We start from the raw sequence: 25,317 nt of genomic DNA, 5'->3' as shown, positions 1-25,317 counted from the left end.
AGGCTAGCGGGGCAAGCGATTCACCTCGGCTGGGGGATCAGCGCGAGCTGGCGGCTCTGGGCGACGATGGCGCCCGTCGAATCGATGACGAGTTGGTCCTCGTCGAACATGCGGTGGCCGACCTCGCGGGCGTGCGCGATGACGCGCAGCCAGCCGGGGGCCGGGCGGCGGCGCAGGTAGGTGGTCATCTGAACGGTGGGGGCCCAGCCGAAGTGGCCGAGGTTCATGGGGACCGGCGGGCTCATGTCGGCGGCCATCATGGCGAAGAAGGCGGACACGTCGGGGTCCTGTTCGTCGCCGGCGCGGGGGCGGATCCACAGGCGCAGACGCGGTTCGGACTGCTCGCCCGACAGGAAGCGGGCCCACTCGGTGTCGATAGCCACCGCGGAGCCCTCGGCCACGTGGACGAGTTTGCCCATGGGGTTGCGCTCGTCGTAGGCGAGGGCGGTCGCGGACGGCTCGGCGGGCATATCGCCCGCGTGGTCGGCGGCGTAGCGCGGAGCCGCGTCGTCGAGGTGACCGAAGGTGAAGGCGGTCCGCACCAGGGTGCGGCCGTCCTGGATCAGGCTCGCGTCCAGCAGGGCGATCTGGCGGCCCAGTTTGCGGGTGCGGATCTCGTAGGAGACCGCGCCCGGGTCGGGTGCGCCGAGGAAGTCGGTGCTGGCCGAGATGGGGAACATGGCCGCCTGCGCGGGCGCGGTGCGGCGCAGCCATTCGGTGGCGGCGGCCGCGCTGGCGGCGACCATGGTGCCGCCGTGCACCTTGTCGCCGATGGTCCAGATGGGGTCGATGACGCCCGCGTAGCGACCGATTTCCGGAGTGTCCGAATCGATTTCGGTCAGCGCGCAGACGCGACTGAACGGCGCGTCCGCCAATTCGCTCGCCGATTCGAGATCGACGGTCAACTCCGTTGTCATCCGCTGTCCTTCCACTGTGGCTTGTACAGCGTAAACCGGAGGCTCGTACATTCCATCCGGTCGGTGGGATGAATCACTGCCAGCGCAGTCGACCGCGAAAGATCGGCGAATTCGACTCTCAGCCGCGATGGGCGCCGGTCGGCTCCGGCGTCGGCGCGGGGGTGAAATCGTTGAGGTGCTCGCGAGCGAAGGTCAGCGCGCGATTGAGCATGGCGGCCCGATCCATGGTGGTGCGGGCCATCTGGGTGTTCACCTCGATCACGGCCTGACCGTCGAACCCGTTGTGCATCAACATCTCACAGAGCTCGGCCACCGGCTGGGTGCCCTCACCGGGAATCAGATGCTCGTCGGTGGCCGCGCCCCGGCCGTCGGCCAGATGCAGATGCGTCAGGCCCGAGCCCATGCGGCCCGCCAGCGCCAGCGGATCCACACCCGCGGTCGCGGTGTGCGAGGTGTCGAGGGTGTAGTGCCGGAAACCGACATCCGTTGGATCGTAGGACGGGCTGAAGGTGGTGATGGACAGACCCGGACCGCCCCGCCGCTCCAGCCGCTGGATCGAGCTGCCGCGGAACAGGGTGTCGGCCCGCATCGGGAACATGTTCTCCACCGCCACCGCGACCGGGCTCGAATTCTCCAGTTCCGCCACCTGTTTCGCGAAACCGTCGGCGTAGCGGCGCTGCCAGCGGAATGGCGGATGCACCACCACGGTGGCCGCGCCCAGCGCCTCGGCGGTGTGCACGCTGCGGGTGAGCTTCGCGATCGGGTCCGACCCCCAGACCCGTTGCGAGATCAGCAGACACGGCGCGTGCACCGCCAGCACCGGTACGTCGTATTTGTGCGAGAAATGCTGGACGGTGGCAATCGACTGGCTGGCCGGTTCGGCCCACACCATGAGTTCCACACCGTCGTAACCGAGTTCGGCCGCGTACCGGAACGCGGCCTCGGTGTTCTCCGGATAGACCGAGGCGGTGGAGAGCCCGACCCGGACATCCCTCCGTCCCGCCCCGCTGTTCGCCCCCTGCGCGTTATTCCCCACTGCCGCTCCCTGCTCAGTTCGTACTGAGTAGAAAGGCTAGCGGTCCGAGCGTCACGAAGACGCCTACGACGACGGCAATCACAGTGGAGAAAATGTCATCGGTGCGCCGCAGCACCCGGACCAAGGCGACCAGACCGAGAATCACGATCATCGCCAGCGCCAGGGCAACCCACGGGAGCATTTCCCACATGCGCTCGAAGCCCTTGAACAGCAACATTCCGGCGACTGCCGCGCCCACACTCTGGCCGGCGATCACCGCCCATTGCCGACGGTGCTCGTCCTCGTCGGACCGGCCCTTGGCGCGCGAGCGCGCGGGCGCGGCGGGCCGGGCCGGGCGACGGCCCAGCGCACCGGCCTTCTTGGTGAGCGCCGAGAACCGACCGGCCAGCGAGACGCCGGGCTCGTCGTCGTCCTCGTAATCGTCGTACTCGTCGTCGAGCGGTTCGTAGAAGTCGGTGAGGTGCTCGTCGGGTTCGGGCTCGGGTGCGACGGCGGTACGACCGCGGCCGCGACCGGGTTTGCCGCCGTTTCGCGAATTTCGGTCCGCGCGTTCGTCCTCGCGGCTTTGCGCGTCGCGCAGCAGATCCCCGGCAACCGATTGGCCGGACAGCAGCTGCTGGTCGTCGTCGGCCAGTGACGATGACCACGCCGCGGTCGGCACGGCGGCCTGGTCCGCGCGCTCGGCGACCGGATCGCCGTCGCGGCCCGGTCGTCTTCGCGCCGACCACGCCGGAAGTCCGTTGGCGGCACCGTGATCGACGCCGCCTCGGCGCTCGGGGGCCTGCGGTCCGGCCTGCTGGGCTTCCGCGTGACGACGGGCCGAACGCGACATCGGCGGGGCGGCGGGCGCGGCCTGCGGCGGCTCGAAGGGGGCTCGCCCGTTTCGCGGTTCCTGCGGCGCCCAGGCGGGCGCGGCCGGGTTGAACTGGGTGCGGGCCGCGTCCTCGAAGGGCGGGCGGGCGGCGGGATTGAACTGGGTGCGCGCGGGCTCGTCGAACGCACGCGGCGCGGGATCGAGCGGGCGCGGGGCGGGGTCCAGCGGGTAGGGGGCCGCTACGTCGCGCCCGCCGCGAGCGGCGATGTCGCGCATGGCATTGGAGGCGGCGTCCCGCGTCGCGCCGTTGCCGTTCCGAGAGCCGTTGTCGCCGCCGAAGGGGCGCACCTCGTCGGTGGTGTCGTCCTCGGGGTCGTAGCGCCGTCGACGGCCGCTCTCGCGCGCCGGCGCGGGCGGTTCGACACCGCGCGAGTCGGACTCCAGGGGGTCCGGCTTGCGGCGGCGACCGCCACCGGTGGGTCGGCCGTCCGGCTGGAGCGGGTTCTCGGTCGGCGGCCAGTCCAGGCCCGCGGACCAGTTCTGGCCGGACGGCTCGGGTAGGGACGGCGGCTGCGGGGTCGGGGCCAGCGGGTCGTAGTACGAGATCGGCCCGGACAGCGGCGAATACGCGGGGTCCGGATCGGGTACCGCGGCGTACGACGAATAGTCCGGCTGCGCCGAATAACCCGATTGCGTCCCCGAATAGTCCGGCTGCGCTGGGGATTCCGCACCGGAGAAACCTGAATAATCCGAAAAGTTCGAGTAATCAGAATAATTCGAGAAGTTCGAAAAGTTTGAATAGTCCGATTCGCTCGAGGCCGCCTCGGGCGCCGACTGCGCCACGTCCTCGTCCGGCGCGGCGTGCGAGGACGAACCCGCCTTCACCACCGGGATGTCACCGGTCAGTTCCGCGACGGAAATGCCACGGCCGCTGCGACGTCTGCGTCCCCCGCCGCTGGCGGGGGCGCCGTTCTGCTGCCCGTTGCGAGCCAGCAGCTCGGCGACGGACAGCTGGCTTGAATCCTCGGTCATCGAGACACCGTTTCGATCGGGCCCGACAGGCCGTTGTCCGGGCCGCCGGCTATCGGTTCGCTATCCAGGTCGGTATCCAGTTTGCGCAAGATCAATCCCTCTCGCAGTGCCCAGGGACAGATTTCGAGCGTGTCCAGGGACAGTGCCCGCATACTCGCCTCCGCGACCAGCGCGCCGGCCACCAGTTGCTGTGACCGATCAGAACTTACGCCTTCCAATTCTGCCCGGTCGGCGGCCGTCATTCTGGAAATGAACGCAATCAGCTGCCGCAGGCCGGAACTCGTGAGGGTACGCCGAACCCGGGGTCCCGCAACAGAGGGGGCGGCGCCGGTCAGCCGGGCGAGGGAGCGGAACGTCTTGGAGGTGCCGACCGCCAGATCGGGGCGGCCCACCTCGAGCAGCTGTTTGGCGGGCAGGACCAGTTCGGCGTCGAGCCAGTCGCGCAGCACCGCGACCCGGCGCTTGCCCGGCGGATCGTGGCGCAGCCAGTCGCGGGTCAGCCGCCCGGCGCCCAGTTGCAGCGAGAGCGCCACATCGGGCACCTCGTCCGCGCCGTTGCTCATCTCGAGCGAGCCGCCGCCGATGTCCAGGTTCAGAATCCGCCCGGCGCTCCAGCCGTACCAGCGGCGCACCGCGAGAAAAGTGTGTCGAGCCTCGTCGACACCGGAGAGCACCTTCAGGTTCACGCCGGTCTCCCGGCGGACCCGGGCGAGGACCTCCTCGGAATTGGTGGCCTCGCGCACCGCGGAGGTGGCGAACGCCATCAACTCCACGCAGCCGGAAGTCTTTGCGATGCTTGCGAATTCGGTTACCGTGGCGGTCAGCTTGGCCGCGCCGGCGGCGGTGATCCGGCCGTGGTCGTCCATGTTCTCCGACAACCGCAGCGCCGACTTCGTCGAGCTCATGGGCATCGGGTGTCCACCACGATGCGCGTCCACCACGAGCAGGTGGACGGTATTGCTTCCCACATCGAGTACACCGAGCCGCACATGAACACGGTACTGGGTGCGTCACGACTTCTGGCCAGGCGACTGAGCTGTTAGCGTTCCGCGTTGTGACGACAGGGGCATCGGCGAGCGGACCGACCGGGCTGCGACCAGCGGCGAAGATCGACCCGGCGCCCGAGGTGGAACTCGACTTCCCGCGGGAGTGGATCGAATTCGTCGATCCGGCAAATGACGAGCACTTGATCGCGGCCGATCTGACCTGGCTGCTCTCGCGCTGGACCTGCGTTTTCGGCACGCCGGCCTGCCAGGGCATCATCGACGGCCGCGAGAACGACGGCTGCTGCTCGCACGGCGCGTTCCTCTCCGACGCCGAGGACGGCAAGAAGCTGCACGAGGCTGTGAAAATGCTCACAGCCGAGGACTGGCAGCTGATGCCCGAGGCCACCGACGACAAGGGCCGGGTCCGCAAGAAGCTGTATCTGGAAGAGGACGACCTCGACGACGAGCCGGCCCTGCGCACCCGGCGCTTCGACGGCGCGTGCATCTTCCTGAACCGGCCCGGGTTCGCCGAAGGCATCGGCTGCGCGCTGCACACCATGGCGCTGCGCCGGGGCCTGGAGCCGCTCACGGTGAAGCCGGAAGTTTGCTGGCAGTTGCCCATTCGGCGCACCCAGGAGTGGGTGGATCGTCCCGACGGGGTGGAGATCCTGCGCACCGCGATCACCGAATACGACCGTCGCGGCTGGGGTCCGGGCGGGCTGGATCTGAACTGGTACTGCACCGGTTCGCCGGACGCGCACGTCGGCACCCGGCCGGTATGGGAGGCGTACGCGCCGGAGCTGATCGAGCTGATCGGCAAACCCGCCTACGACGAACTGGCCCAGCACTGCAAGCGCCGGCAGGGGCTCGGCATCGTCGCGGTGCATCCGGCCACCGTGATCGCCGAGGAGAAGGCCGCGACCGAGGCCGCACGGACGGCAGGCGAGGCCGCGGCGGCCATCCCCGCGATCGCACCGGCGGCCAAGCCCAAAAAGCGGTAGCTGACCGTTCGGTAACTTTCTGAAATCTGAGATTTTCAGAACTGGTTTCACTTACTGTGCCACTGACCCAACCCCTCATGGGTCCAGCACAGGAGAACACATGAGCAAGACTTCGCCCGCACGGCGCTATCTGGGCATCGGCGCCGCCGGTGCCGCCGTCGCGGCCGGGGCCGTCGCGGTTCTGGTGGGTTCGCCCGCACCGGCCGCCACCGCCGCCGTCGACTCGATCAGCATCTCGAGCAACGACCTCGTCGTCGGCCACACCTACACCCTCAGCGCCAACCTCAGCGGCGCTTCGGTCGGGCTGCTCGTCTACTGGAGCGACAACGGCCACAACCTGACCAGCGTCGGCAAGGTCCCGTGGCCGCCCGGACACGCCAGCATCGACTGGTCGCCCGACAGCGTCGGCCAGCACGTCATCGCGCTCTCGCAGGGCAGCAGCACCAAGACGCTGATCGTCACCGTGTCCGACGGGTCCACCCCGACGACGACCACCACCGTGCCGCCGACGACGACCACGGTCCCGCCGACGACCGTGCCCCCGACCACCACCACGGTTCCGCCGACCACCACGACCGTCCCGCCCACTACCACCACGGTCCCGCCCACGACGGTCCCGCCGACCACCACGACCGAGCCGCCCACCACCACGGCTCCCCCCACCACGACCACGGCCCCGCCGACCACCGAGCCGCCGACCACCACGACGGCTCCCCCGACCACCACCACGCAGCCCAGCGGTGGCGGTACCGGTAGCGCCAACGGCCTGCCGTTCGGTCTCTGACCGACTTCGCCAATCACCTTGGGCCGCAGCCCGAGTCGCATTTCAGGAGTACCCATGCGCAGCAACCCCACCGGCCGTGTGATCGGGGCCGGTCTGGCCGCCGCGACGGTCGCCGGCGGCGCCGCGATCGCCCTCGCGGTGTCGCCCGCGGCGAACGCCACCGTCGACACGATCAGCAGCTCCAGCACCACCCCGGTCGTCGGCGGCACCTACACCCTCAGCGCCGATCTGTCCGGCGCCTCGGTCGGCCTGCTGGTCGCCTGGGCCGACAACGGCGCCAACCTGACCGATCCGGCCCAGATCGTGCCGTGGCCGGCCGGCCACACCAGCGTGACCTGGAAGCCGACCACGGCGGGCCAGCACGTCATCACGCTGAATCAGGGCGACAGCACCAAGTCGCTGGTCCTCACCGTGACCGACAACGGTGCGGGCGGCACCACGACCACCGCCCCGACCACGACCGCCCCGCCGGCCGCGACGACGACGCCGCCCACCAGCACTCCGGCCACGACCGCCCCCGGCAGTGGCAGCGGGACCGGCAGTTTCGGCTCCGGCAGCGCCACCGGCAGCGCGGGCGCGCTGATCAGCGGTCTGCTGCGCGGCCTGTTCGGCAGCAGCTAGCGGCCCGGGTGACCGGCAGGTGAACAATGCGTGCCGGTCACCCGCAATCGAATCAGGGTGCGCGGAAGTATATTTCGCCGTGCTCTCAGGCCGGTGACCTCGGTGTGTGAATAGCCGGAAGGATGCGTGACATCATCCCGCTATTGCCGGTTCACCGAAACGTGTTAGACATCCTGCCCATGATCAAGAAAACCCTCGCCGTCGCCGCCCTGGCCGCCGGCGCCGTCGTCACCCTCGCGCCGCAAGCTTTCGCCGATAACGCCGATCCCAACGCCTACAGCGATCAGACCGCCAATTTCGTCGTGTACAACGATCCGGCCGTGCTGGGCGCGAAGGATGCCGGCAAGCAGATCATCGTGAGCCCCTACGGCACCAGCCACACCATCGCGTGCAAGGGCAACGGCGCGGACGTGCCGCTGTACGCCTGCATGCAGCAGGACAATCCGGGTCTGGGCTGGATCATCCTGCAGCAGCAGGAACTTCCGGGTCTGGGCCCCGCCTGGGTGGACACCATGCAGAACGACCCGAACGCCTGAGTCACCGCCGCCGCGGACGGGGGAACACACGAATCTTGGTCGGGGAGAAGGCATGAGACCCGCCCGCTTCGCAATCGCGAAGCGGGCGGGTTCTTTTCGTCGCGGGAGTGCCCGCTAGGCCTCGAGCTTGTAGCCCAGGCCGCGCACGGTGACCAGGTGCTCGGGCTTGGCCGGGTCGGCCTCGATCTTGGAGCGCAGCCGCTTGACGTGCACGTCCAGGGTTTTGGTGTCGCCCACGTAGTCGGCGCCCCAGACGCGATCGATGAGCTGCCCGCGGGTCAGCACCCGGCCCGAATTGCGCAGCAGGTACTCGAGCAGGTCGAATTCCTTGAGCGGCAGGGTGACCGCCTTGCCGTTGACCTGCACGGTGTGGCGGTCGACGTCCATGCGGACCGGGCCGGCCTCGAGCACCGAGGTCTCGCTGCCGTTGTCGGGTTCGTCGCCCGCGCCGCGGCGCAGCACCGCGCGAATGCGGGCGATCAGCTCGCGCGAGGAATAGGGCTTGGTGACGTAGTCGTCGGCGCCCAGTTCCAGGCCGACCACCTTGTCGATCTCGCTGTCTCGCGCGGTCACCATGATGACCGGGACGCTGCCGCGAGCACGCAGTTGCTTGCACACGTCGGTGCCGCTCATGCCGGGGAGCATGAGATCGAGCAGGACGATATCCGCGCCGGAACGGTCGAATTCGGACAGCGCGGACGGGCCGTCGCCCACCACGGTGACCTCGAACCCCTCCTTGCGCAGCAGGAACGCGAGCGGATCGGCCAGCGACTCCTCGTCCTCGACGATCAGCACACTCGTCATCGGGTTGCCTCCACACCGTTGGTTCTGGCCCGCCCGAGGGGACGTTGGCCGTTTTCCTTCTTGGCCACCGGTAGCCCGGCGGCAAGCTTCTTGTCGCCCTGCCCGTCGAGATCGGCAGGATGGGCGGGGATGCGCAGCGTGAACGTCGATCCGGTGCCCAGTTTGCTCCACAGGGTGATCTCACCGTTGTGGTTGGCGGCCACGTGTTTGACGATAGCCAGCCCGAGGCCGGTCCCGCCGGTGGCACGCGAGCGCGCCTTGTCGGCCCGGAAGAAACGTTCGAAAACGCGCTCCTGGTCCTCCTTGGAGATGCCGATGCCGCGATCGGTGACCGCGATATTGACGTAGCCGCCGCGCAGCGCCCGGCTCACCGAGACATGGGAGCCGCGGGGGGAATAGGCGATGGCGTTCTCGACCAGGTTGGACAGGGCGGTCACCAGCAGTGTCTGATCGCCGAGCACCTCGAGCCCGCTGGTGGCGTCGGTGGAGACGGTGATGCCGGCGGCCTCGGCGACATTGCGGGAGCGCTCGATGGCCTGGGTGACCACGGTGTCGACCTGGACGGCCTCGAGCTCCGGCAGCCGTTCGGCGCCCTGCAGGCGTGACAGCGCGATCAGCTCGGTCACCATCTTGCCCATGCGCCGGGCCTCGCCGTGCAGGCGTTCGCCGAAGTGCCGCACCGAGTCCGGATCGTCGGCGGACTCCAGCAACGCCTCGGCCAACAGGCTCATGGCGCCGACGGGGGTCTTGAGCTCGTGGCTCACATTGGCGACGAAGTCACGGCGGGTGGCCTCCATGCGGGCCTGCTCAGAGTCGTCGTCCGCGAACAGGACCACGAAGTTCGGATTCTCCTGCGACAGCGGCCGAGCAACTCCTCGGACAGCGAGGCGGGCGCGGCCGGGCATGGGGATCTTGGCGGTGAGCTCGAATTCCACGTCCTGACCGCCCTGCAGCACCTGTTCGACCGCGGCCCAGGCGCGCTCGTCGAGCAGCCGGTCGTGGACCACGCCCAGCTCCTCGGCACGCGGATTGACCAGCACGACATCGCGATATTGGTCGACCACGGCGATGCCGGATTCCGAGGCGAGCACGATCAGGTCCAGCACCTGCGACATGGTGAGCCCGGTGTCGGTGGCGGCCCGCAACCGTTCTTGACGAGCGTTCACATACGGAATGAGCAGTCCGCCGACGGCCAGCCCTACTACGGCCGCCAGGACTGCCAAAAGCACGGCCTGTGGAACGCTCACACCTTGAATCGTACGGTCGCCCAAGCACGGTCAAACCCGGGGTGCGGGAAGTTTCACCCAGGTCATGGGCACTTCCACCCGTGTTAGCCCCGCGTTTACGCATTGTTCGGTCAGCGTGTCCCCGCTGGTGAGCGGACTTGCGGCAACCGTCGTGGAATCGCTCGATCAGTCGTCGAGATCGCCGTAGAGCGCGGTCCGCACAGCGTCGCCGTGACGGTCCGCCCACTCCCCCAGCGCGAAGATCGGAATCAGCAGATCCCGCCCGGCGGGGGTCAGCGAATACTCCACGCGCGGTGGAGCTTCCGCATATCGGCGACGTTCCAGCAACCCCATCGCGAGCATCCGTCCCAGGGTCTGATTGAGCATTTTCCGACTGATCCCACCGATGGCGCCCCGCAGCTGCACCGGCCGCATCGGGCCCTCGCGCAGTGTGTAAACGATCACAGTCAGCCACGAATTGCCGAACAGGTCCACCGCCAGCCGCGCCGGACAATCGGATTCGAGCCCGCCGTACTCCGCGAACCCCACCGGTTCGATGATCTCGGCCGTCATGAATACAGCGTGCCAGCGCCATTGGACACCCGCGAGTGCCTGTCGGGATTCCTAGCGTCGAGTCCACCAACGAGATCTGGGAGTCGATATGCGCATCGGAATCATCGGAGCCGGGGACATGGCCCGCGCCCTGGGCGGCGGCTGGGCCGCGGCGGGTCACGAGATCGCGGTCGGCGCGAGGACGACCGCCCGCGCCGCGGCGGCCGCCGCCGCGATCGGGCATGGCGCCCGGGCCGCCACGGTGGCCGAAGCGGCCCGATTCGGGGAGGCCACCCTGCTCGCCGTGCCGGTCGACGCGCTCGCGGACATTCTGCGAACGAGCAACGGGGACAACGCCATTGCTTCGGACGGCGTCGACGGCCGGGTCCATGTCTTCACCGACCGCACGGTCATCGACTGCACCAATGCCTTCGCACCGGATCCCGGTGGCTTCGTGCTGTCCGAACCGGCCGTGGCCGAACGGATCGCGACGGCCGCGCCCGGGGCGCGCGTGGTGAAGGCGTTCAATCTGCTCGCGGCGGAGGTCTGGGCCGGATCCGAGCGCGCCTTCGAGGGCCGGGCGCTGTCGGTCCCGCTCTGCGGCGACGACGCCGAGGCGGTCGCGACGGTGGCGGCCCTGGCCCGGGATCTGAAGCTGCACCCGGTGCCCGCGGGTGGTCTGCGCCGCGCCCGGTATCTCGAGGCCGCCGCGGCTTTCGTTGTCGGCCTGTGGTTCTCGGGTCAGGACGTGCGGGCCATGTTCCCGCCGCTGGAGTCGGCCTTCGCGGTGCCGGACGAGGGGGGCTTGCCGCTCGTCCGAGAGTGAGTGTACAGTCACTCACATGAGCAGACGCCGGATCGCACTCTCCACTTCGGATGTGCGGCGGGATGCCGTTTTGGATTCGGCGATCGCCGAATTCGCCAAGACGGGGTTTCATGGGACGCCGATCAATACCGTCGCGGCGGCGGCCGGGATCTCGCCCGCGTATGTGTTCAAGCTGTTTCCCAGCAAGGTTGAGTTGTTCGTCGCCGCGCTGGATCGGTGTTTCGAGCGGGTGGAGGGGGCGCTGGCCGCCGGGGCCGCTCGGACGCCGGGCGGCGATCCGGAGCAGGTGCTTCACGAAATGGGCGGGGCCTACGCGGAATTGATCGCGGACAAGAGCCTGCTCATGTTGCAGGTGCATGCCCTGTCCGCGGCCGATGTGCCCGAGATCGCCGAGGGGGTGCGCCGCGGTCTGCGGCGCGTCACCGAGTACGCGCAGTCCCGGTCGGGCGGGACGGGTGAGCAGGTGCAGCACTTCATGGCTTACGGCCAGTTGTGCCACCTGATCACCACCCTCGGCCTGGACGCGAGCGACGGCGCGTGGGCCACGGCGTTGACCGCCGGAATTCGCCACTACGACTGAGCTTTTCGCGCCCTCGCCGAGGGCGCTTTCTTTCGCCCATAGAGTGATTGACCGATCACACACCAGAAGAGGTAGAACCAATGTCGACCATCATCGCCACCGAGATCGTCCTGCCGGGCCGCGTCGAGCCGGACGGCCTGACCGTCACCGAGCGCGAACTGCCGCCGCCGAATGCCGGCGAGGCACTGGTCCGCATGGAGGCCACCGGCGTGTCCTTCGCCGAACAGCAGATGCGCCGCGGCAAGTACTACGACCAGCCCGCGTTCCCGTTCGTTCCCGGCTACGACCTCGTCGGCGAGGTCGTCGCGGTGGGCGCGGGCGTCGACCGGGCGCTGATCGGGCGGCGGGTCGCGGCGCTGACCAAGATCGGCGGCTGGAGCAGCCACCGCCTCGTGCCGGCGGCCGACCTGGTGCCGGTGCCCGACGGGCTGGCCTCCGACGCGGCCGAGACCTTCGTGGTCAATGGCATCACCGCCTGGCAGATGCTGCACCGGACCGCGAAAGTCCGTGCCGGACAGACCATTCTGGTGCACGGCGCGAACGGCGGCGTCGGCTCGACGCTGGTGCAGCTGGCCCGCGCGGCCGGGATCCGGGTGATCGGGACGGCGTCGGCGCGCAATGCCGACGCGGTGGCCGCGCTCGGCGCGACGCCGGTGGACTATCGCGGGGATGTGGTCGCGCAGGTGCGGGCGCTCGCGCCGAACGGGGTGGACGCCGTCTTCGATCATGTCGGCGGCCCCGGCATCGTGGATTCGTTCGGGCTGCTGGCTCCCGGCGGCGCGCTCGTCTCCTACGGCAGCGCCGCCACCAAGAACGAGGAGGGCAATTCGCGGCTGCCCGTGCTGAAGCTGTTCGCGCGACTGCTGTGGTGGAACACGCTGCCCAACAAGCGAAGTGCGTCCTTCTACAACATCTGGGCCGGGCGGCGTCGGCTCGCGCGCTTCCAGGCGCGGTTGACCGAGGATCTGGGCGCGGTGCTGGCGCTGGCCGCCGAGGGCGTGCTGACGCCGCAGATCGCGGCCCGAATCCCGTTGCGGGAGGCCGCCCGCGCGCTCACCCTCGCCGAATCCGGCACCGTCACCGGCAAGGTCGTCCTCATCGGCGACGCCGCCGCCTGAAAACCGTTGCGCGCCAAAAATAAAACCCCGGGTGTGCACGCCGTTGTGCACACCCGGGGCTTCAATCCCGGAGGGACGGATTCACCAGCCGGTGTTACCGCGGACCGGGATGTTCACGAAGCTCGGCCGATCCGGGTCGAGCTGCAGATGTTCGGGCTTGAGGCCGGTGTCGATGAGCATGGGCAGGATGGGCAGGCCCTTGGGGAAGTTGCCCGCGAACACGTCGACCCGCAGCCGGTGTCCCGGCTGCAGCACGGCCTGGGTGCCGCCGAGTGCGATATCGAGGGTGGTGGCCTCGCCCGGCACGGTCTCCTGACGCTTGTCCAGCGAGGTGAAGGCGCGCGGATCGGTGTAGTCGCCGTTGGGCGAGCGGGTGCTGCGGTCCTCGTCGACCTGCCGCAGCGAGGCCATCAGCGCGCCGGAGCTCAGCACGGTGGACTGGCCGTCGGGGGCGACGTCGTTGACGGTGACGGTCCAGTAGCCGTCGACCGCGTCCTGAACGGTGTTGAGCCGCACCGCGATCGGACCCGAGATGGTGGTGGCGTCGGCGACCGGCGCGCTGGTGAAGGTGAGCGCGTTGGTCTCGGCGACCCGAGAGTCCTTGGCGCACCCGTCGATCAGGTTCAGGATGCCCGCGGTGGCCTGGGCGGCGTCGTTGGAGCAGATGGTCGACAGGCCCGGCGCGACGGTGAGCCGGTCGCTGTCACCATTGGCGGCCGCGGTGAGCGAGCCGTCGTAGACGCTGCTCGCGGTGCCGGACCGCTGCGACGACAGGTACATGCGCCGGTACTCGGCGGCCTCGGAATCCGGTGCGGTGGAACCGAATCCGCCCTGGGTGTTCCAGCCGCCGCCCTGCGTCTTCAAGGTCACCGGACCGTACTGGTCGATGCCGTTGTCGATGCCCTTGAGCCACTTGTCGAACCACGCGCGCTGCAGCACGTCCAGCCGCGGCGGTGCGCCGGTGCGGTTGACGTCCGCACCCGAGGTGACGTGATAGGTGTTGCCCATCAGCAGCTGCTTCTGGCCCGGCGGCAGCGGAATCTGGTTGTAGATCTTGGATTCCGAGTAGGTGAACAGATCGTGCCAGCCGCCGGTGACGAAGGTCGGGATCTGAATCTTGCTCGGATCGCCCAGCCAGTCCTGGCGTTCCTGGGTGAAGCCGTTGAGCATGTCCTTGACGCGCGGGTCGAGGCTGTCCATGGTGGTGCTGGTGTACGCCGACATGAGCACGTCGAGGTAGCCGAAGGGATCGTTCGCGCGGTCCTGCAGCCACTTGAAGTCGAAGGTGCCGTTGGCGATCGAGGCCAGATCCGGCACCCACTTGAGGCCGTTGATGGCGCTCAGCCACAGCGGGATGAAGTTGAAGCCGAAGCCGCCGCCGGGCGCGAGCACGTCATCGATGAGGTCGCTGCCGGGCACGATGGGGAAGATGGCCTCGAGCGCCGGCGGCTGCTTCTCGGCGGCCTGCACCTGGTTGATAGCGCTGTAGGACAGGCCGTTCATGCCGACGCGGCCATTGCTGAAGCCCTGCTTGGACGCCCAGTCGATGACCTCGACGGTGTCCTGCTGCTCGCGGCCGCGCAGCATGTCCCATTCGCCCTGCGAGAAGCCGGTGCCGCGCACGTCCACGACGACCTGCGTGTACCCGGACTTGATGAGCTGGCGGTCGACGGAGAAGTTGCGGAGTTCGCCGTTGCCCGCGGCATTGAGCAGTTCACCGAAGCCGGTGATCGGGGTGCCGTCGAGACGGATGTTGCGGAAGACGTTGAGCAGTGCATCCGACAGACCCGGAATGGAGAAGGCGCTGTCGGCAACGTTCGACACCAGCTTGGTGTAGGGCGTCATGTTGACGATGGTCGGCGTCGGGGCGTCGATGGCGTGGCCCGCGGCATCGGCCGGGCGGTACACGTTCGCCTCGAGGACGGTGCCGTCGCTCATGGTGATCGGGACATCCCACTGGATGGCGACGTTCGGATACTGCTGCGCCCCATCCTCGGTCGCGGTCCACGCGGCTCCGGCGGCGCCGCCGTCAGGTCCGGCGGGGATGTCGGCATCGGCGGTGATGCCGGTCAGGGGAAGGAGCAGAGCGGCCGCGGTGGCGAGCACCGTGGCCTGTAGCGCGTGCCTCATCGAACGTGATCTACCTCTCGCAAATGGTCGAACGTTCAGCAGCATATCTACTCAGAAGTAAGTTGCAAACCCCTGGTAACAGTTACCGATTTAAACGGGCAACGCCTCGGCAAATTCTCTTGTGCGCGTGCGAAATACCCTACGGTCACGTACTGAGATGCGTATCACAGTCCGAAGCGAATAAAACGGTGCCCCGCCCAAATGAGTTCGAGCGGGGCACCAATTCGGAAGCTTTCCGGGCGAAGCTCTGAGCGCCCGGCGAAAGTTGTTATTTCCCGCCCTGATTGGCGACGGCGGCAGCGCCGGCCGCGGCGGCCTCCGGATCCAGGTAGACACCCGGGCCGACCGGACGCAGGTTCTCGTCCAGCTCGTACTTGAGCGGAATGCCGGTGGGAATGTTCAGCTCGGCGATGTCCTCGTCAGAGATGTTCTCCAGGTGCTTCACCAGCGCGCGCAGCGAATTGCCGTGCGCGGCAACGAGAACGGTCTTGCCCGAGTGCACCTCGGCGGCGATGGTGTCCTCCCAGTAGGGCACCATGCGGGCGACGACGTCCTTGAGGCATTCGGTGGCCGGCACCTCGATGCCCGCGTAGCGCGGGTCGCCGTCCTGCGCGTATTCGCTGCCGGCCGCGATGGGCGGCGGCGGGGTGTCGTAGCTGCGACGCCACAGCATGAACTGCTCGTCGCCGTACTGCTCCTTGATCTCCGCCTTGTTCTTGCCCTGCAGCGCGCCGTAATGACGCTCGTTCAGACGCCAGTCGCGGACCACCGGAATCCAGTGCCGATCGCAGGCGTCGAGGGCATTGTTGGCGGTGCTGATGGCGCGGCGCAGCAGCGAGGTGTAGACGATATCGGGCAGAATCCCGTGCTCGGCCAGCAACTCACCGGCGCGCTTGCCTTCCGCGACACCCTTGTCGGTCAGACGAACGTCGACCCAGCCGGTGAACAGATTCAGTGCGTTCCATTCGCTCTCGCCGTGGCGCAGCAACACGAGGGTGTACGTCATGAATGCATCCTCCCACGCGGGGATTTCCCTGCATCCTCGGCCCTGACGCTGCGGTTATGCGTCCCCGAGCGCGAGTATCGCCGCGCCCTGCAGGGTGGCCTGATCGGTCAATTCCGACGGCACCACGCGCAGTTCCCGCAGGAACTTCAACCGCGCGTGCGCGGCGGCGGCTTCCCGCAGCGGCCCCCACAGCAATTCCCCGGATTGGGCGAACCCGCCGCCGATGGCCACCAGGTCGGTGTCGAGCAGCGCGGCCGCGGAGGCGACCGCCGTCCCGATGGCGGCGCCCGCCCGCGCCAGGGCGGCCACCGCGATCGGCTCCCCCGCCCGCGCCGCGGCGGCCAGTTCGACCCCGGTCGTGCCCGCCCAGCCCTGCCGGCGTGCCCAGCGCACCGAGGATTTCCCGCTGGCCACCGCCTCCACGCAGCCGAAACCGCCGCAGGCGCACGGCTCTTCCTGACCGGGCACCACGATGTGGCCGAGGTGGCCGCCGTTTCCGGTGCGGCCCATGACAACCCGGCCGTCGGAGATGACGCCGCCGCCGATCCCGGAGGACACCGTCAGCGCGAGCACGTTGTCGACCCCGCGCGCGGCCCCGAATCGCTGCTCGGCCAGCACCAGGCAGACGCCGTCGATGGCGAAGCGAATCTCGGCTTCGGGAAACAGTTTCCGCACCGACTCGACGAGGGGAAACCCGTCGGCCCATTCCGGGATATTGAGCGGCCCGCACGTTCCGGCGGTCACGTCCACCGGCCCGGCCGATCCGATGCCGACCGCGGTCACCCGCCGCTCTCCGGCGACCTCGGCCAGCAAGGTCCGGCAGGATTCCCATACTCCGGTGTCGGGCACCTGGACGCGCCGCGATTCCCCCACGCGCCCGGACGAATCGACCAGGGCCGCCGCGAATTTCGTGGCCCCGATATCCAGTGCGAGCGCCGTCATGGTCCGCCGGTCTCCTTCGGTCGATGGAATCCCGGACCGATTGTGCCAGCCGCTGACGCGCGGCAGACCGGGTCTACTGTTTGTCGGCCGCGTCGACGAGGTGCTCGAAGGCGCGCAGGTTCTTGAGGGATTCGCCGCGCGAGACCCGCCATTTCCATTCGCGGCGAATGGATTCGGCGAAACCGAGTTCGAGCAGGGTGTTGAAGTCGGCGTCCACGGCCTCGAGGATCTGACCGAACCAGCGGTCGAGTTCATCGGCGCTGACGCGCTCGTTGGCCATGCGGCCGACCAGGTAGATGTCGCCGACCCGGTCGATGGTGTAGGCCACGCCGTAGAGGCGGCGGTTGCGGCGCAGCAGGAATTTGTAGACGCCCTCGAAGTTCTCGTCGGGCTTGCGGCACACGAACGATTCCATGCGCACGCCGTGCTTGCCGACGCTGACGCCGATCACGGTCTTGAGTTTGCGCTCGCCGGGCAAGACGACCACGAACAGGTCGGGGGCGTCACGGGTGTATTCGATCTCGCGGTCGCGCAGCGTCTCGTCGATGAGTTGCGCGGTGGCGCGGGCGGTTTCGTCGTTCAGGCCACCGGTGCTGGCATGCGGACGTGGCGTCCACTCCTCCGTGCGCTCGACCTCCGTCATCTGCGTACCGCTCCCGTCCGACGCCGCCATGCCGGCTCGACCTCCCGGCGTATTGTTCGCGGGCTACTGCCCGTTGCTGCTCTCGATCTGGCGTGATTGCTATCGGTGTGCAGGTTACCCGCGCGGGGCCGGATGACACGTGCCTGCGCCAGCGCCTGCCCGTAGCTGTCCAGCAGCGCTTCGGCGGTGTGCGCCCAGGAGAAATTGGCGGCGTGCCCGACCGCGGCCCGGCCCATCTCGGCCAGCCGGCCCGGCTCGTCGAGCAGCGAGTGCAGGGCGGCGGCCCAGGTTCCGGTCTCGTGTCCGGGAACCAGCAGACCGGAGACCCCGTCGTGCACGGCGGTGCCGAGCCCGCCCACGTCGGCGGCGATCACCGGGGTGCCGCTGGCCTGCGCCTCGATGGCGACCAGGCCGAAGGATTCGTTGTAGCTCGGCACCGCCACCAGGTCGGCGGCCCGGTAGACCTGGACCAGGCGATGCGCCGGCTGCGGCGGCAGGAACGTGACGCGATCCGAAATGCCCAGGGCCGCAGCGAGTTCGATGAGGGCTTCGGGCTTCTTCAACCCGCTGCCGGACGGGCCGCCCACGATCACCACGCGCAGCGGACGCTCGGGCGCGACCGGACGCGCGGCCTCCTCGGCCAGCACCTGGGCGGCCGCGCGCACCAGCACGTCGGGGGCCTTGAGCGGTTGAATGCGCCCGATGAAGGCGACGATGCGCTCGTGCGCGGGCAGTCCGAGTTCGATGCGGGCGGCGAGTTTGTCGCCGGGCCGATAGCGGTTCAGGTCCGCGCCGGGCAGTGCGACATCGATGTGAGCGGGGTCCGCGCCGTAGAGCTCGACCAGCTGACGGGCTTCCTCCGCGGTATTGGCGACCAACCGGTCGGCCTCGGCGACGATCTGCTTCTCGCCGATCTCGCGGACCGCCGGTTCGGGGCAGTCGCCGTCGGCGAGGTAGGCGTTCTTGACCGCGGCCAGCGTGTGCGCGGTGTGCACCATGGGCACCCGCCAGCGATCGCGGGCCAACCAGCCGACCTGTCCGGACAGCCAGTAATGGGAGTGGATGAGGTCGTAGTGGCCGACCGGGTGCCGGGCCTCGGTGCGCAGCACCTCGGCGGCGAACGGGCACAGCTGGGTGGGCAGATCGTGCTTGTCGAGCCCCTCGAAGGGACCCGCGACCACATTGCGCACCAGCACGCCGGGCGCGGCCTCGACCACCGGTTCGTCATTGGAGGAGGTGGCCCGGGTGAAGATCTCGACCTGGGTGCCGCGGCGGGCCAGTTCGATGGCGGTCTGCAGCACGTAGACGTTCATGCCGCCCGCATCGCCGGTCCCCGGTTGGGCGAGTGGTGAGGTATGCACCGACAGCACGGCAATCCGATTTGGCCGTACGTCCGGTCGTTGACTCACCACTTCAGTGTGCACTGGGGTAGTAACGCCCCATACGCTGGTTACCTTCCCAAGTGACCTGCTTCACAAGGATTTTCGTCAGCGTGAATGCAAATCGGCTATCAGGCCAGGTCGCCCGCGAAAGTGGTGATCTCGGCCACGAAACGCTCGGGATCCTCGATGAACAGGCCGTGCAGCGAGCCCTCCCAGAAAGAGGTGCGCGCGTTCGGGACGGTGTCGGCGATGAAGCGGCCGTTCGCGAGGGGTACCACCGGGTCGTCGGTGCCGTGCAGGACCAACACCGGCACGTCCAGGCCGCGCAGGGTCTCGGTGTTGTCGACGGTCCGGTAGAACAGGGCCTTGCGCACGCGCGGCAGGGTGGCGATGCTGCCGCCGAACAGGCGCTGGGCGTCGACGCCCTTGTCGCGGCCGGGACCGGTATTGGCATTGCCGAAGGCGGCGAACCCGCGGCTGGCCTTGCCGGCGCTCTCGTCGAAGACGTCCGGAATGGCCTTGCCCATGTTCGGGCCGGTGCCCGCGCCCTCGACGCCGCGGCCGATATTGGCCTGTGAACCGGTGTAGACGACGCCCGCGACCGCGTCGGTGCCGTAGGCGGTGAGGTAGTCCGACAGCACGATGCCGCCGTAGGACCAGCCGAGCAGGATCGCGCCGGAGGTGATGTCCTCGGCCGCGAGGACGGCGGCGACGTCGGCCGCCCAGTTCTTCGGGTCGTCGTAGCCGGATTCGGGGGCGTCGGAGTAGCCGTGGCCGCGCAGGTCGAGGGCGAGCACCCGGAAGTGCTCGGCCAGCAGGTCGGCCGCGCGGCCCCAATTGCGCAGGTTGCCGGCCCAACCGTGCAGCAGCACCAGCGGCCGCGCCCCGTCCGCACCGGTCACCCGGTACACGATGGTCGTCCCGTCCGCGCTGCGTACTTCCCGAATCGCCATGAGAGTGAGGCTAACCGGCAGCGTCGCCGGGATCTCGCGCCCGCCGCGGTGCTCGCGGCGGGCGCAGGGCGCGGGGTGGGGGCGTGGGGCCGCTGCCTAAGCTCGGACCCATGAGCACTCGTACCGCTGTGGTGACCGGAGCCAGTTCGGGTATCGGCGAGGCGACCGCCCGCCAACTCGCCAAACAGGGCTACCACGTGTACGTCGGCGCGCGGCGGGTCGATCGGCTGGAGCAGCTGGCCGCGGAGATCGGCGGCACCGCGCTGGCGCTGGACGTGACCGACGAGGAGTCGGTGCGCGCCTTCACCGATGCCGTCGAGCGCTGTGATGTGCTGGTCAACAATGCTGGCGGCGCGAAGGGCCTGGCCCCGGTGCTGGAGGCCGACCTCGACGACTGGCGCTGGATGTGGGAGACCAATGTGCTGGGCACGCTGCGCCTCACGAAGGCGTTGCTGCCCAAGCTGATCGACTCCGGCGACGGCCTGATCGTGACGGTCACCTCGGTGGCCGCGTTCTCCGTGTACGACGGCGGTTCCGGCTACACCTCGGCCAAGCACGCGCAGGGCGTGCTGCACCGGACGCTGCGCGGGGAACTGCTCGGAAAGCCGGTGCGGCTGACCGAGATCGCGCCGGGCGCGGTGGAGACGGAGTTCTCGCTGGTGCGGTTCGGCGGCGACGCCGAGCGGGCGGCGAACGTGTACAAGGGCATCGATCCGCTGGTGGCGCAGGACATCGCGGAGATCATCGGTTTCGTGGCCTCGCGGCCGCCGCATGTGGATCTGGACACCATCGTGGTGAAGCCGCGCGATCAGGCCGAGTCGGGCCGTTTCGCGCGCCGCGGCTGATCCGTTGTGCCGCACTGTAATTCAGCTCACATCATCTGAATTATAGATTTTTCAGAACGGTAATACCCATGCTGCTAGCGTCCCGGGCAACCGAGGGCCGCTGGGAGAGCAGACATGGTGACTACACGTATCGAGGCGGTCGGGTCGTATCTGCCTGAAGCCGAGATATCGACCGCGGAGTTGCTGGCCCAGCTGGCCGTCGACGCCCCGCTCGATCTGGAACGCATCAGCGGTGTGCGGCACCGGCGCCGATGCGCGCCCGACGAGGACTCGTTCACCCTCGCCCTGGCGGCGGCGCGCAGCGCGCTGGACAATTCGCGCTACGACGCCGCCGATCTGGATGTCGTCATCTCCTGTTCCATCACGCGTATTCACGATGACGAATTCTGGGTGGAGCCCTCGTTCGCGCTGTTGTTGCGCAATGAACTCGGTGCGGCCGGGGCCGTTCATTTCGACGTCTCGAATGCCTGCGCGGGCATGATGAGCGGAGTTCTGGTACTGGATCGCATGATTCGTGCGGGCCTGGTGAAACGCGGGCTGGTGGTGTCCGGGGAGTACATCACGCCCATCTCCGATACCGCGGTGCGGGAGCTGTCGCAGAAATACGATCCGCAGTTCGCCTCGCTGACCGTGGGCGACGGCGCGGCGGCCGTGGTGCTCGACGGCGAGGGCACCGGCACCGACCGCATCGACTACGTCGAGCTCAATACCAGCGCCTCGTTCGCGCAGCTGTGCCTGGGCATGCCCAGCGACCGCGGCCCCGGGATCGCGCTGTACACCGACAATCGGGCCATGCACAACGAATCCCGCTATCTGCTGTGGACCACGCGGCAGCGGGATTTCCTGGCCGAGCGCGGCAGCGGATTCGCGGCCGAGGGTTACGACCATGTCATTCACCATCAATTCAGCGCGCCCGCAGTGGAATTCGTGGCCAAGATCGTGGAACGCGAATTCGACGCCCCGCATCCGCCCGCGCTGATGGTGCTGGATCGCTTCGGCAACACCGCTTCCACATCTCATTTCGTGGTTTTGCACGACGCGCTTCGACAACAGCGGATAGCGTCCGGAGCGAAAGTACTGATGGTGCCCGCGGCTTCCGGTGTCGTGACCGGGTTTCTGTCGGTGACGCTCGGCGATCTTCGGGTGTGATGAGCATGGGAATCGTAATTTCTTCCGTAACCACCGAAATCGGCGGCGGCAGTTCCATCGAGCAGGCCGCGGCCGCCGCGCGCCGCGCCATCGCGGAGGCGGGCAGCACGCCGGAACAGATCGACGCGCTGATCAATACCGGCGTGTACCGCGATTCGAACATGGTGGAACCGGCCATGTCCGCGCTGATTCAGCAGCAGGCGGGCATCGGGCTGGAGTATCACAGCGGCGAGGTGCCGTGCCTGTCGTTCGATCTCATGAACGGCGCGTGCGGAATTCTCAACGCGGTGCAGGTCAGTCAGGCGCTGCTGGAGGCGCCGACGGTGCATCGGGTGCTGCTGGTCTCCGGGGACGCGCACCCGTCGAAGTCGCCGCTGCCGCAGCCGGGTTTCCCGATCAAGCCGGTGGGCGCGGCCATGCTGCTGGAGAAGCGGCCGGGCGCAGCGGGTTTCGGGGCGCTGCACATCAGCGCGACCGATGGCCGGCCGGCGGCGGAGGGGTTCGTGCGCCTCTCGGAAATGGGGACGACCGGTCGGTCTTCCATCCGGGTGCGCCGCCCCGCCGATATCGAAACACTGCTGCACCATGCCATCTCGGCGGCGAGCGAGGCGCTCGAGGTGGCCGACGCGCCCCTCGACCGCGTCGTGCTGATCTGCGGACGGCCCGTGGCCGACTTCCCGGACCGGCTCGCGCAGCGGCTCGGCATCCCGCCCACGGCGGTCAGCGCCGACGACACCCCGGGTGACGCCCACACCTCGGCACTCCCCGTCGCCTACCTGGCAGCCCGCGACAGCGGCATGCTGGACCGCGCGGACGTAGCCTTGTTCGTGGCCGCCGGCGCGGGCCCCTCGGCCGCCGCCATCGCGTACCGCCTACCGAAACCGTAAGCCAGGGCCGGGAATCAGCTGGGAGGGGCGATGAACGAACTCTGGGTGATCGTGCCCGCCTACAACGAGGAACACGGCATCACCGCCACCCTGGCCGCCCTGGCCGGGCAGCGGGACCGGGACTTCACGCTGCTGGTGGTGGACAACAACTCCACCGACGGCACCGTCAAGGTGGTGCGCGACTTCGCCGAGTCGCGGCCGGACCTGCGGATCGAGGTGATCACCGAGACGTGCAAGGGCACCGGCGCGGCCGCCGACACCGGTATGCGGCACGCCATCGCGGCCGGGGCGATTCGGTTGGCGCGCACCGATGCCGACTGCCTGCCCGCACCGGACTGGACGGCACGCATACGGGAGGGGTTCGACTCCGGGCTGCGGTTGATCAGCGGGCAGCTGATCCCGCGCACCGACGAGGGGGTGCGGCTGCGGGATCGCGTCGTCATCAAGGTCGCGCTCGAGGTGGCGTCCTGGTTCGGGAAGTTCCGGCCCGGCAATCGCGATCCGCGCTACCTCGGCCCCTATGTGATGACGCCCGGCTGCAATATGGCCATCACCGCCGAACTGTACGAGTCCGCGGGCGGTTTCCCGCGCACCGCCATCGAGGAGCTGCACGAGGATCGGGCGCTGGTGAACGCGGTGCGCATGCTCACCACCGACTACGGGCTGCGGCGGGATGTGCGCGTGTACGGCTCCAATCGGCGCGTGAAAGCCTGGGGTGTGCGCAAAACCCTCGCCTGGTACGCCGACCACCGTTACAAACCGGAGCTGGTGGACATCCGATGAGCATCGAGAACGCTTCGGCGGGCGATGATTTCACCGTGCTGCTGCGGGACCAGGTGCTGCGCACGCCCGACGCGCCCGCACTGGGCGTGATCGGGGAGCCGCCACTGAGTTTCGCCGAGCTCGACGCGCGGGTGCGGCTGGTGGTGAAACGACTGCACAGCAGGGGTTTCCAGCCCGGCGACCGGATGCTGTTCTCCATCCGGCCGTGCGTGGACGCGGTGGTGCTGGTGCTGGGAACGGTCGCGGCCGGGGGCACCGTGGTGTTCGTGGACCCGGGCGTTGGGCCCGAATTGTTCACGCGGCGCGTGGAATTGGTGAATCCGCGCTGGGCGGCGACCGAATCGCTGCTGTATCTGCTGAGCGGTCCGCTGCGGCGGGCCGGCCGGCGGCTGGGGTTGGCGCTGCCGGAATTCGGGCGGCTGCCGGTGCGCCACATTCACAGCGGGACGCGGCTACCGGGGACGCCGCGCGGCTCGATCCCGCTGCGGCAGCTGGTCGGTTCGGAGCCCGGCTGGTCCAGTCCCGCCAGCTCCGCCACCGTCGACGCGCTGGTGGAGGATCCCGACGCCGAGGCGCTCATCGTGTTCACCTCCGGCACCACCGCCGCGCCGAAAGCCGTGGTGCACACCCGCGGTTCGCTGGGGGCGGGCTTGGCCGCCATGGCCGGGCACACCACGCTCATGCCCGGTTCACACCTGCACACCGAGCAGCTCATGATGGGTCTGCCCGCGATCCTGGAGGGGGCGCGCTGGTCCATGCCGCGGTATCCGCGGCTCGGCACCCATATCGATCCGGTCGGGTTCGCCCGCACCCTGGACACCGCCACCCACGCCTTCTTCACGCCCGCGGATCTGGCGGTGGTGCTCGACGCCATCGAGGCCGGGCGGCTGGACGCGCCGACCGAGATCGAGGAGATCTCGCTGGGCGGGGCGCCGGTCACTCCCGCGCTGTTGCGGCGGGCGCGGGCCGCACTGCCGGGCACCGAATTCCTGGCCATCTACGGGATGACCGAAATCCTGCCGGTCGCAGTCACTTCCGGGATCGACAAGCTGGCCTTCGACGGGCCCGGCGATCCGCTCGGCGCACCCGCCGAGGGCGTCGACGCGCGGCTCGCCGACGACGGCGAACTCATCCTGTCCGGGCCCAACCTGTGCCGCGGGTATCTCGGCGAACCGCCGTTGAAGGAGATCGCGACCGGGGATCTCGCCCGCTTCGAGGGCGAGACCCTGGTGCTGATGGGCCGCAAGAAGGACATGATGATCCGCGGCAAGACCAATATCTATCCGGGGCTGTACGAACCGGCCATCACCGCGGTCGAGGGCGTCCGGCAGGCGATCATGGTCGGGGTGCCGGACGAGATCGGCGACGAGCGCATCGTGCTGGCGGTGGTCGCGGATCCCGGCGCCGCCGACCTCGAGGCGCGATTGCGGCGCGAATTACCCTCGCTCATCGATGTTTCCGCGCTGCCGGACGATATCGTGCTGGTCGCGGAGATTCCCGTGAGCGGCCGGACGCGCAAGCCGGATCGGGCGGCGCTGCGCGCGCTGGTGGAGCGCCGGCTCGGCTGAAGGGCGTTCGCGCAGGACGGTCAGCACCGTATCTGCGAACTCGGTGACCCGCTGTGGCGGCAGCATGGCGTCGACATAACAGAAGGCGAGACGCATTTCGTCGTGCGCGGTGGTGACGGCGACGGTCAGCACGCTCACACACGAATTCGACGCCGCCATCACGAGACCGGAAAGTCGTTGTCCACCAGTGGCATCA

25 protein-coding genes are annotated in these 25,317 nt (G+C 68.9%); 12 read left to right on the top strand and 13 right to left on the bottom strand.

Annotated elements, in window-relative coordinates; translation table 11 throughout:
* Positions 1–20: 20 nt before the first annotated feature.
* The 4 genes from D7D52_RS06315 to D7D52_RS06300 all read right to left on the bottom strand — a co-directional run bounded on the left by D7D52_RS06315 (position 21) and on the right by D7D52_RS06300 (position 4,788).
* Complete coding sequence (locus D7D52_RS06315; RefSeq protein ID WP_120735465.1) at positions 21–917, bottom strand: thioesterase family protein; 897 nt, start codon at positions 915–917, stop codon at positions 21–23.
* A gap of 118 nt (positions 918–1,035) precedes the next feature.
* Complete coding sequence (locus tag D7D52_RS06310; protein ID WP_120735464.1) at positions 1,036–1,953, bottom strand: sugar phosphate isomerase/epimerase family protein; 918 nt, start codon at positions 1,951–1,953, stop codon at positions 1,036–1,038.
* Positions 1,954–1,966: 13 nt separating this feature from the next.
* Complete coding sequence (locus D7D52_RS38500) at positions 1,967–3,799, bottom strand: hypothetical protein (protein WP_187703118.1); 1,833 nt, start codon at positions 3,797–3,799, stop codon at positions 1,967–1,969.
* On the bottom strand, positions 3,796–4,788 hold the full coding sequence (locus tag D7D52_RS06300; RefSeq protein WP_120735463.1) for a Ppx/GppA family phosphatase: 993 nt from the start codon (positions 4,786–4,788) through the stop codon (positions 3,796–3,798). The genes D7D52_RS38500 and D7D52_RS06300 overlap by 4 nt, the downstream gene beginning before the upstream one ends.
* Positions 4,789–4,853: 65 nt before the next feature.
* Between D7D52_RS06300 and D7D52_RS06295 the strand changes: the two genes are divergently transcribed.
* From D7D52_RS06295 to D7D52_RS06280, 4 genes are all read left to right on the top strand, one after another.
* The gene (locus D7D52_RS06295) at positions 4,854–5,786 is read left to right on the top strand and encodes a DUF3109 family protein (RefSeq protein WP_425464612.1); all 933 of its coding nucleotides are present in this window, start codon (positions 4,854–4,856) and stop codon (positions 5,784–5,786) included.
* A 100-nt stretch (positions 5,787–5,886) separates the two neighbouring features.
* Positions 5,887–6,570, top strand: a complete 684-nt coding sequence (locus tag D7D52_RS39835) for a hypothetical protein (protein ID WP_187703117.1) — start codon at positions 5,887–5,889, stop codon at positions 6,568–6,570.
* Between the two features lie 54 nt (positions 6,571–6,624).
* Complete coding sequence (locus D7D52_RS06285) at positions 6,625–7,191, top strand: hypothetical protein (RefSeq protein ID WP_120735462.1); 567 nt, start codon at positions 6,625–6,627, stop codon at positions 7,189–7,191.
* 179 nt (positions 7,192–7,370) lie between these two features.
* Positions 7,371–7,727 (top strand): hypothetical protein, encoded by a 357-nt coding sequence (locus D7D52_RS06280; protein ID WP_120735461.1) that lies wholly within the window; start codon positions 7,371–7,373, stop codon positions 7,725–7,727.
* A gap of 114 nt (positions 7,728–7,841) precedes the next feature.
* On the opposite strand, the gene D7D52_RS06275 is transcribed toward D7D52_RS06280, so the two are convergent.
* From D7D52_RS06275 to D7D52_RS06265, 3 genes are all read right to left on the bottom strand, one after another.
* Positions 7,842–8,531, bottom strand: a complete 690-nt coding sequence (locus tag D7D52_RS06275) for a response regulator transcription factor (protein WP_120735460.1) — start codon at positions 8,529–8,531, stop codon at positions 7,842–7,844.
* Positions 8,528–9,778 carry a sensor histidine kinase gene (locus tag D7D52_RS06270; RefSeq protein ID WP_120735459.1) on the bottom strand — a complete coding sequence of 417 codons (1,251 nt, stop codon included), beginning with the start codon at positions 9,776–9,778 and terminating at the stop codon, positions 8,528–8,530. Before D7D52_RS06270 ends, D7D52_RS06275 begins: the two co-directional genes overlap by 4 nt.
* A 165-nt stretch (positions 9,779–9,943) precedes the next feature.
* Positions 9,944–10,330, bottom strand: coding sequence for a winged helix-turn-helix transcriptional regulator (locus D7D52_RS06265; protein ID WP_120735458.1), 387 nt, complete (start codon positions 10,328–10,330; stop codon positions 9,944–9,946).
* A gap of 88 nt (positions 10,331–10,418) precedes the next feature.
* Here D7D52_RS06265 and D7D52_RS06260 point away from each other — a divergent pair, with 88 nt between their 5' ends.
* The 3 genes from D7D52_RS06260 to D7D52_RS06250 all read left to right on the top strand — a co-directional run bounded on the left by D7D52_RS06260 (position 10,419) and on the right by D7D52_RS06250 (position 12,833).
* Positions 10,419–11,135 (top strand): NADPH-dependent F420 reductase, encoded by a 717-nt coding sequence (locus D7D52_RS06260; protein ID WP_120735457.1) that lies wholly within the window; start codon positions 10,419–10,421, stop codon positions 11,133–11,135.
* Positions 11,136–11,151: 16 nt separating this feature from the next.
* Positions 11,152–11,715, top strand: a complete 564-nt coding sequence (locus D7D52_RS06255; protein WP_120735456.1) for a TetR/AcrR family transcriptional regulator — start codon at positions 11,152–11,154, stop codon at positions 11,713–11,715.
* An 80-nt stretch (positions 11,716–11,795) separates the two neighbouring features.
* The gene (locus tag D7D52_RS06250) at positions 11,796–12,833 is read left to right on the top strand and encodes a medium chain dehydrogenase/reductase family protein (RefSeq protein ID WP_187703116.1); all 1,038 of its coding nucleotides are present in this window, start codon (positions 11,796–11,798) and stop codon (positions 12,831–12,833) included.
* An 81-nt stretch (positions 12,834–12,914) separates the two neighbouring features.
* Here D7D52_RS06250 and D7D52_RS06245 read toward each other — a convergent pair whose 3' ends face one another.
* The 6 genes from D7D52_RS06245 to D7D52_RS06220 form a co-directional block, all read right to left on the bottom strand.
* Positions 12,915–14,963: a CocE/NonD family hydrolase gene (locus D7D52_RS06245; RefSeq protein WP_120735455.1), complete on the bottom strand. Its 2,049-nt coding sequence runs from the start codon at positions 14,961–14,963 to the stop codon at positions 12,915–12,917.
* Positions 14,964–15,231: 268 nt separating this feature from the next.
* Positions 15,232–15,969 carry a phosphoglyceromutase gene (locus D7D52_RS06240; protein WP_120735454.1) on the bottom strand — a complete coding sequence of 246 codons (738 nt, stop codon included), beginning with the start codon at positions 15,967–15,969 and terminating at the stop codon, positions 15,232–15,234.
* A 54-nt stretch (positions 15,970–16,023) separates the two neighbouring features.
* Positions 16,024–16,911: an ROK family protein gene (locus D7D52_RS06235; protein ID WP_120735453.1), complete on the bottom strand. Its 888-nt coding sequence runs from the start codon at positions 16,909–16,911 to the stop codon at positions 16,024–16,026.
* 73 nt (positions 16,912–16,984) lie between these two features.
* Positions 16,985–17,554, bottom strand: coding sequence for a type III secretion system chaperone family protein (locus D7D52_RS06230; RefSeq protein ID WP_120735452.1), 570 nt, complete (start codon positions 17,552–17,554; stop codon positions 16,985–16,987).
* Positions 17,551–18,963: a D-inositol-3-phosphate glycosyltransferase gene (gene mshA / locus D7D52_RS06225; protein ID WP_120743857.1), complete on the bottom strand. Its 1,413-nt coding sequence runs from the start codon at positions 18,961–18,963 to the stop codon at positions 17,551–17,553. The genes D7D52_RS06230 and mshA overlap by 4 nt, the downstream gene beginning before the upstream one ends.
* 101 nt (positions 18,964–19,064) lie before the next feature.
* Entirely contained in the window at positions 19,065–19,889 is an 825-nt protein-coding gene (locus D7D52_RS06220; RefSeq protein ID WP_120735451.1) for an alpha/beta fold hydrolase, read from the bottom strand.
* A 110-nt stretch (positions 19,890–19,999) separates the two neighbouring features.
* On the opposite strand from D7D52_RS06220, the gene D7D52_RS06215 reads away from it, so the two are divergent.
* The 5 genes from D7D52_RS06215 to D7D52_RS06195 all read left to right on the top strand — a co-directional run bounded on the left by D7D52_RS06215 (position 20,000) and on the right by D7D52_RS06195 (position 25,121).
* The gene (locus tag D7D52_RS06215) at positions 20,000–20,734 is read left to right on the top strand and encodes an SDR family NAD(P)-dependent oxidoreductase (protein ID WP_120735450.1); all 735 of its coding nucleotides are present in this window, start codon (positions 20,000–20,002) and stop codon (positions 20,732–20,734) included.
* Positions 20,735–20,848: 114 nt separating this feature from the next.
* On the top strand, positions 20,849–21,883 hold the full coding sequence (locus tag D7D52_RS06210) for a 3-oxoacyl-ACP synthase III family protein (RefSeq protein WP_120735449.1): 1,035 nt from the start codon (positions 20,849–20,851) through the stop codon (positions 21,881–21,883).
* A gap of 5 nt (positions 21,884–21,888) precedes the next feature.
* Entirely contained in the window at positions 21,889–22,770 is an 882-nt protein-coding gene (locus D7D52_RS06205; protein ID WP_162958176.1) for a beta-ketoacyl-[acyl-carrier-protein] synthase family protein, read from the top strand.
* 30 nt (positions 22,771–22,800) lie between these two features.
* Positions 22,801–23,553 (top strand): glycosyltransferase family 2 protein, encoded by a 753-nt coding sequence (locus D7D52_RS06200; protein ID WP_120735447.1) that lies wholly within the window; start codon positions 22,801–22,803, stop codon positions 23,551–23,553.
* Positions 23,550–25,121: a class I adenylate-forming enzyme family protein gene (locus tag D7D52_RS06195; RefSeq protein WP_120735446.1), complete on the top strand. Its 1,572-nt coding sequence runs from the start codon at positions 23,550–23,552 to the stop codon at positions 25,119–25,121. The genes D7D52_RS06200 and D7D52_RS06195 overlap by 4 nt, the downstream gene beginning before the upstream one ends.
* Positions 25,122–25,317: the final 196 nt, after the last annotated feature.

The organism is Nocardia yunnanensis, from assembly GCF_003626895.1.
Taxonomy (GTDB): domain Bacteria; phylum Actinomycetota; class Actinomycetes; order Mycobacteriales; family Mycobacteriaceae; genus Nocardia; species Nocardia yunnanensis.
The sequence above is the reverse complement of the archived record's forward strand: the minus strand, read 5'-3'. Positions and strand labels throughout refer to the sequence as shown.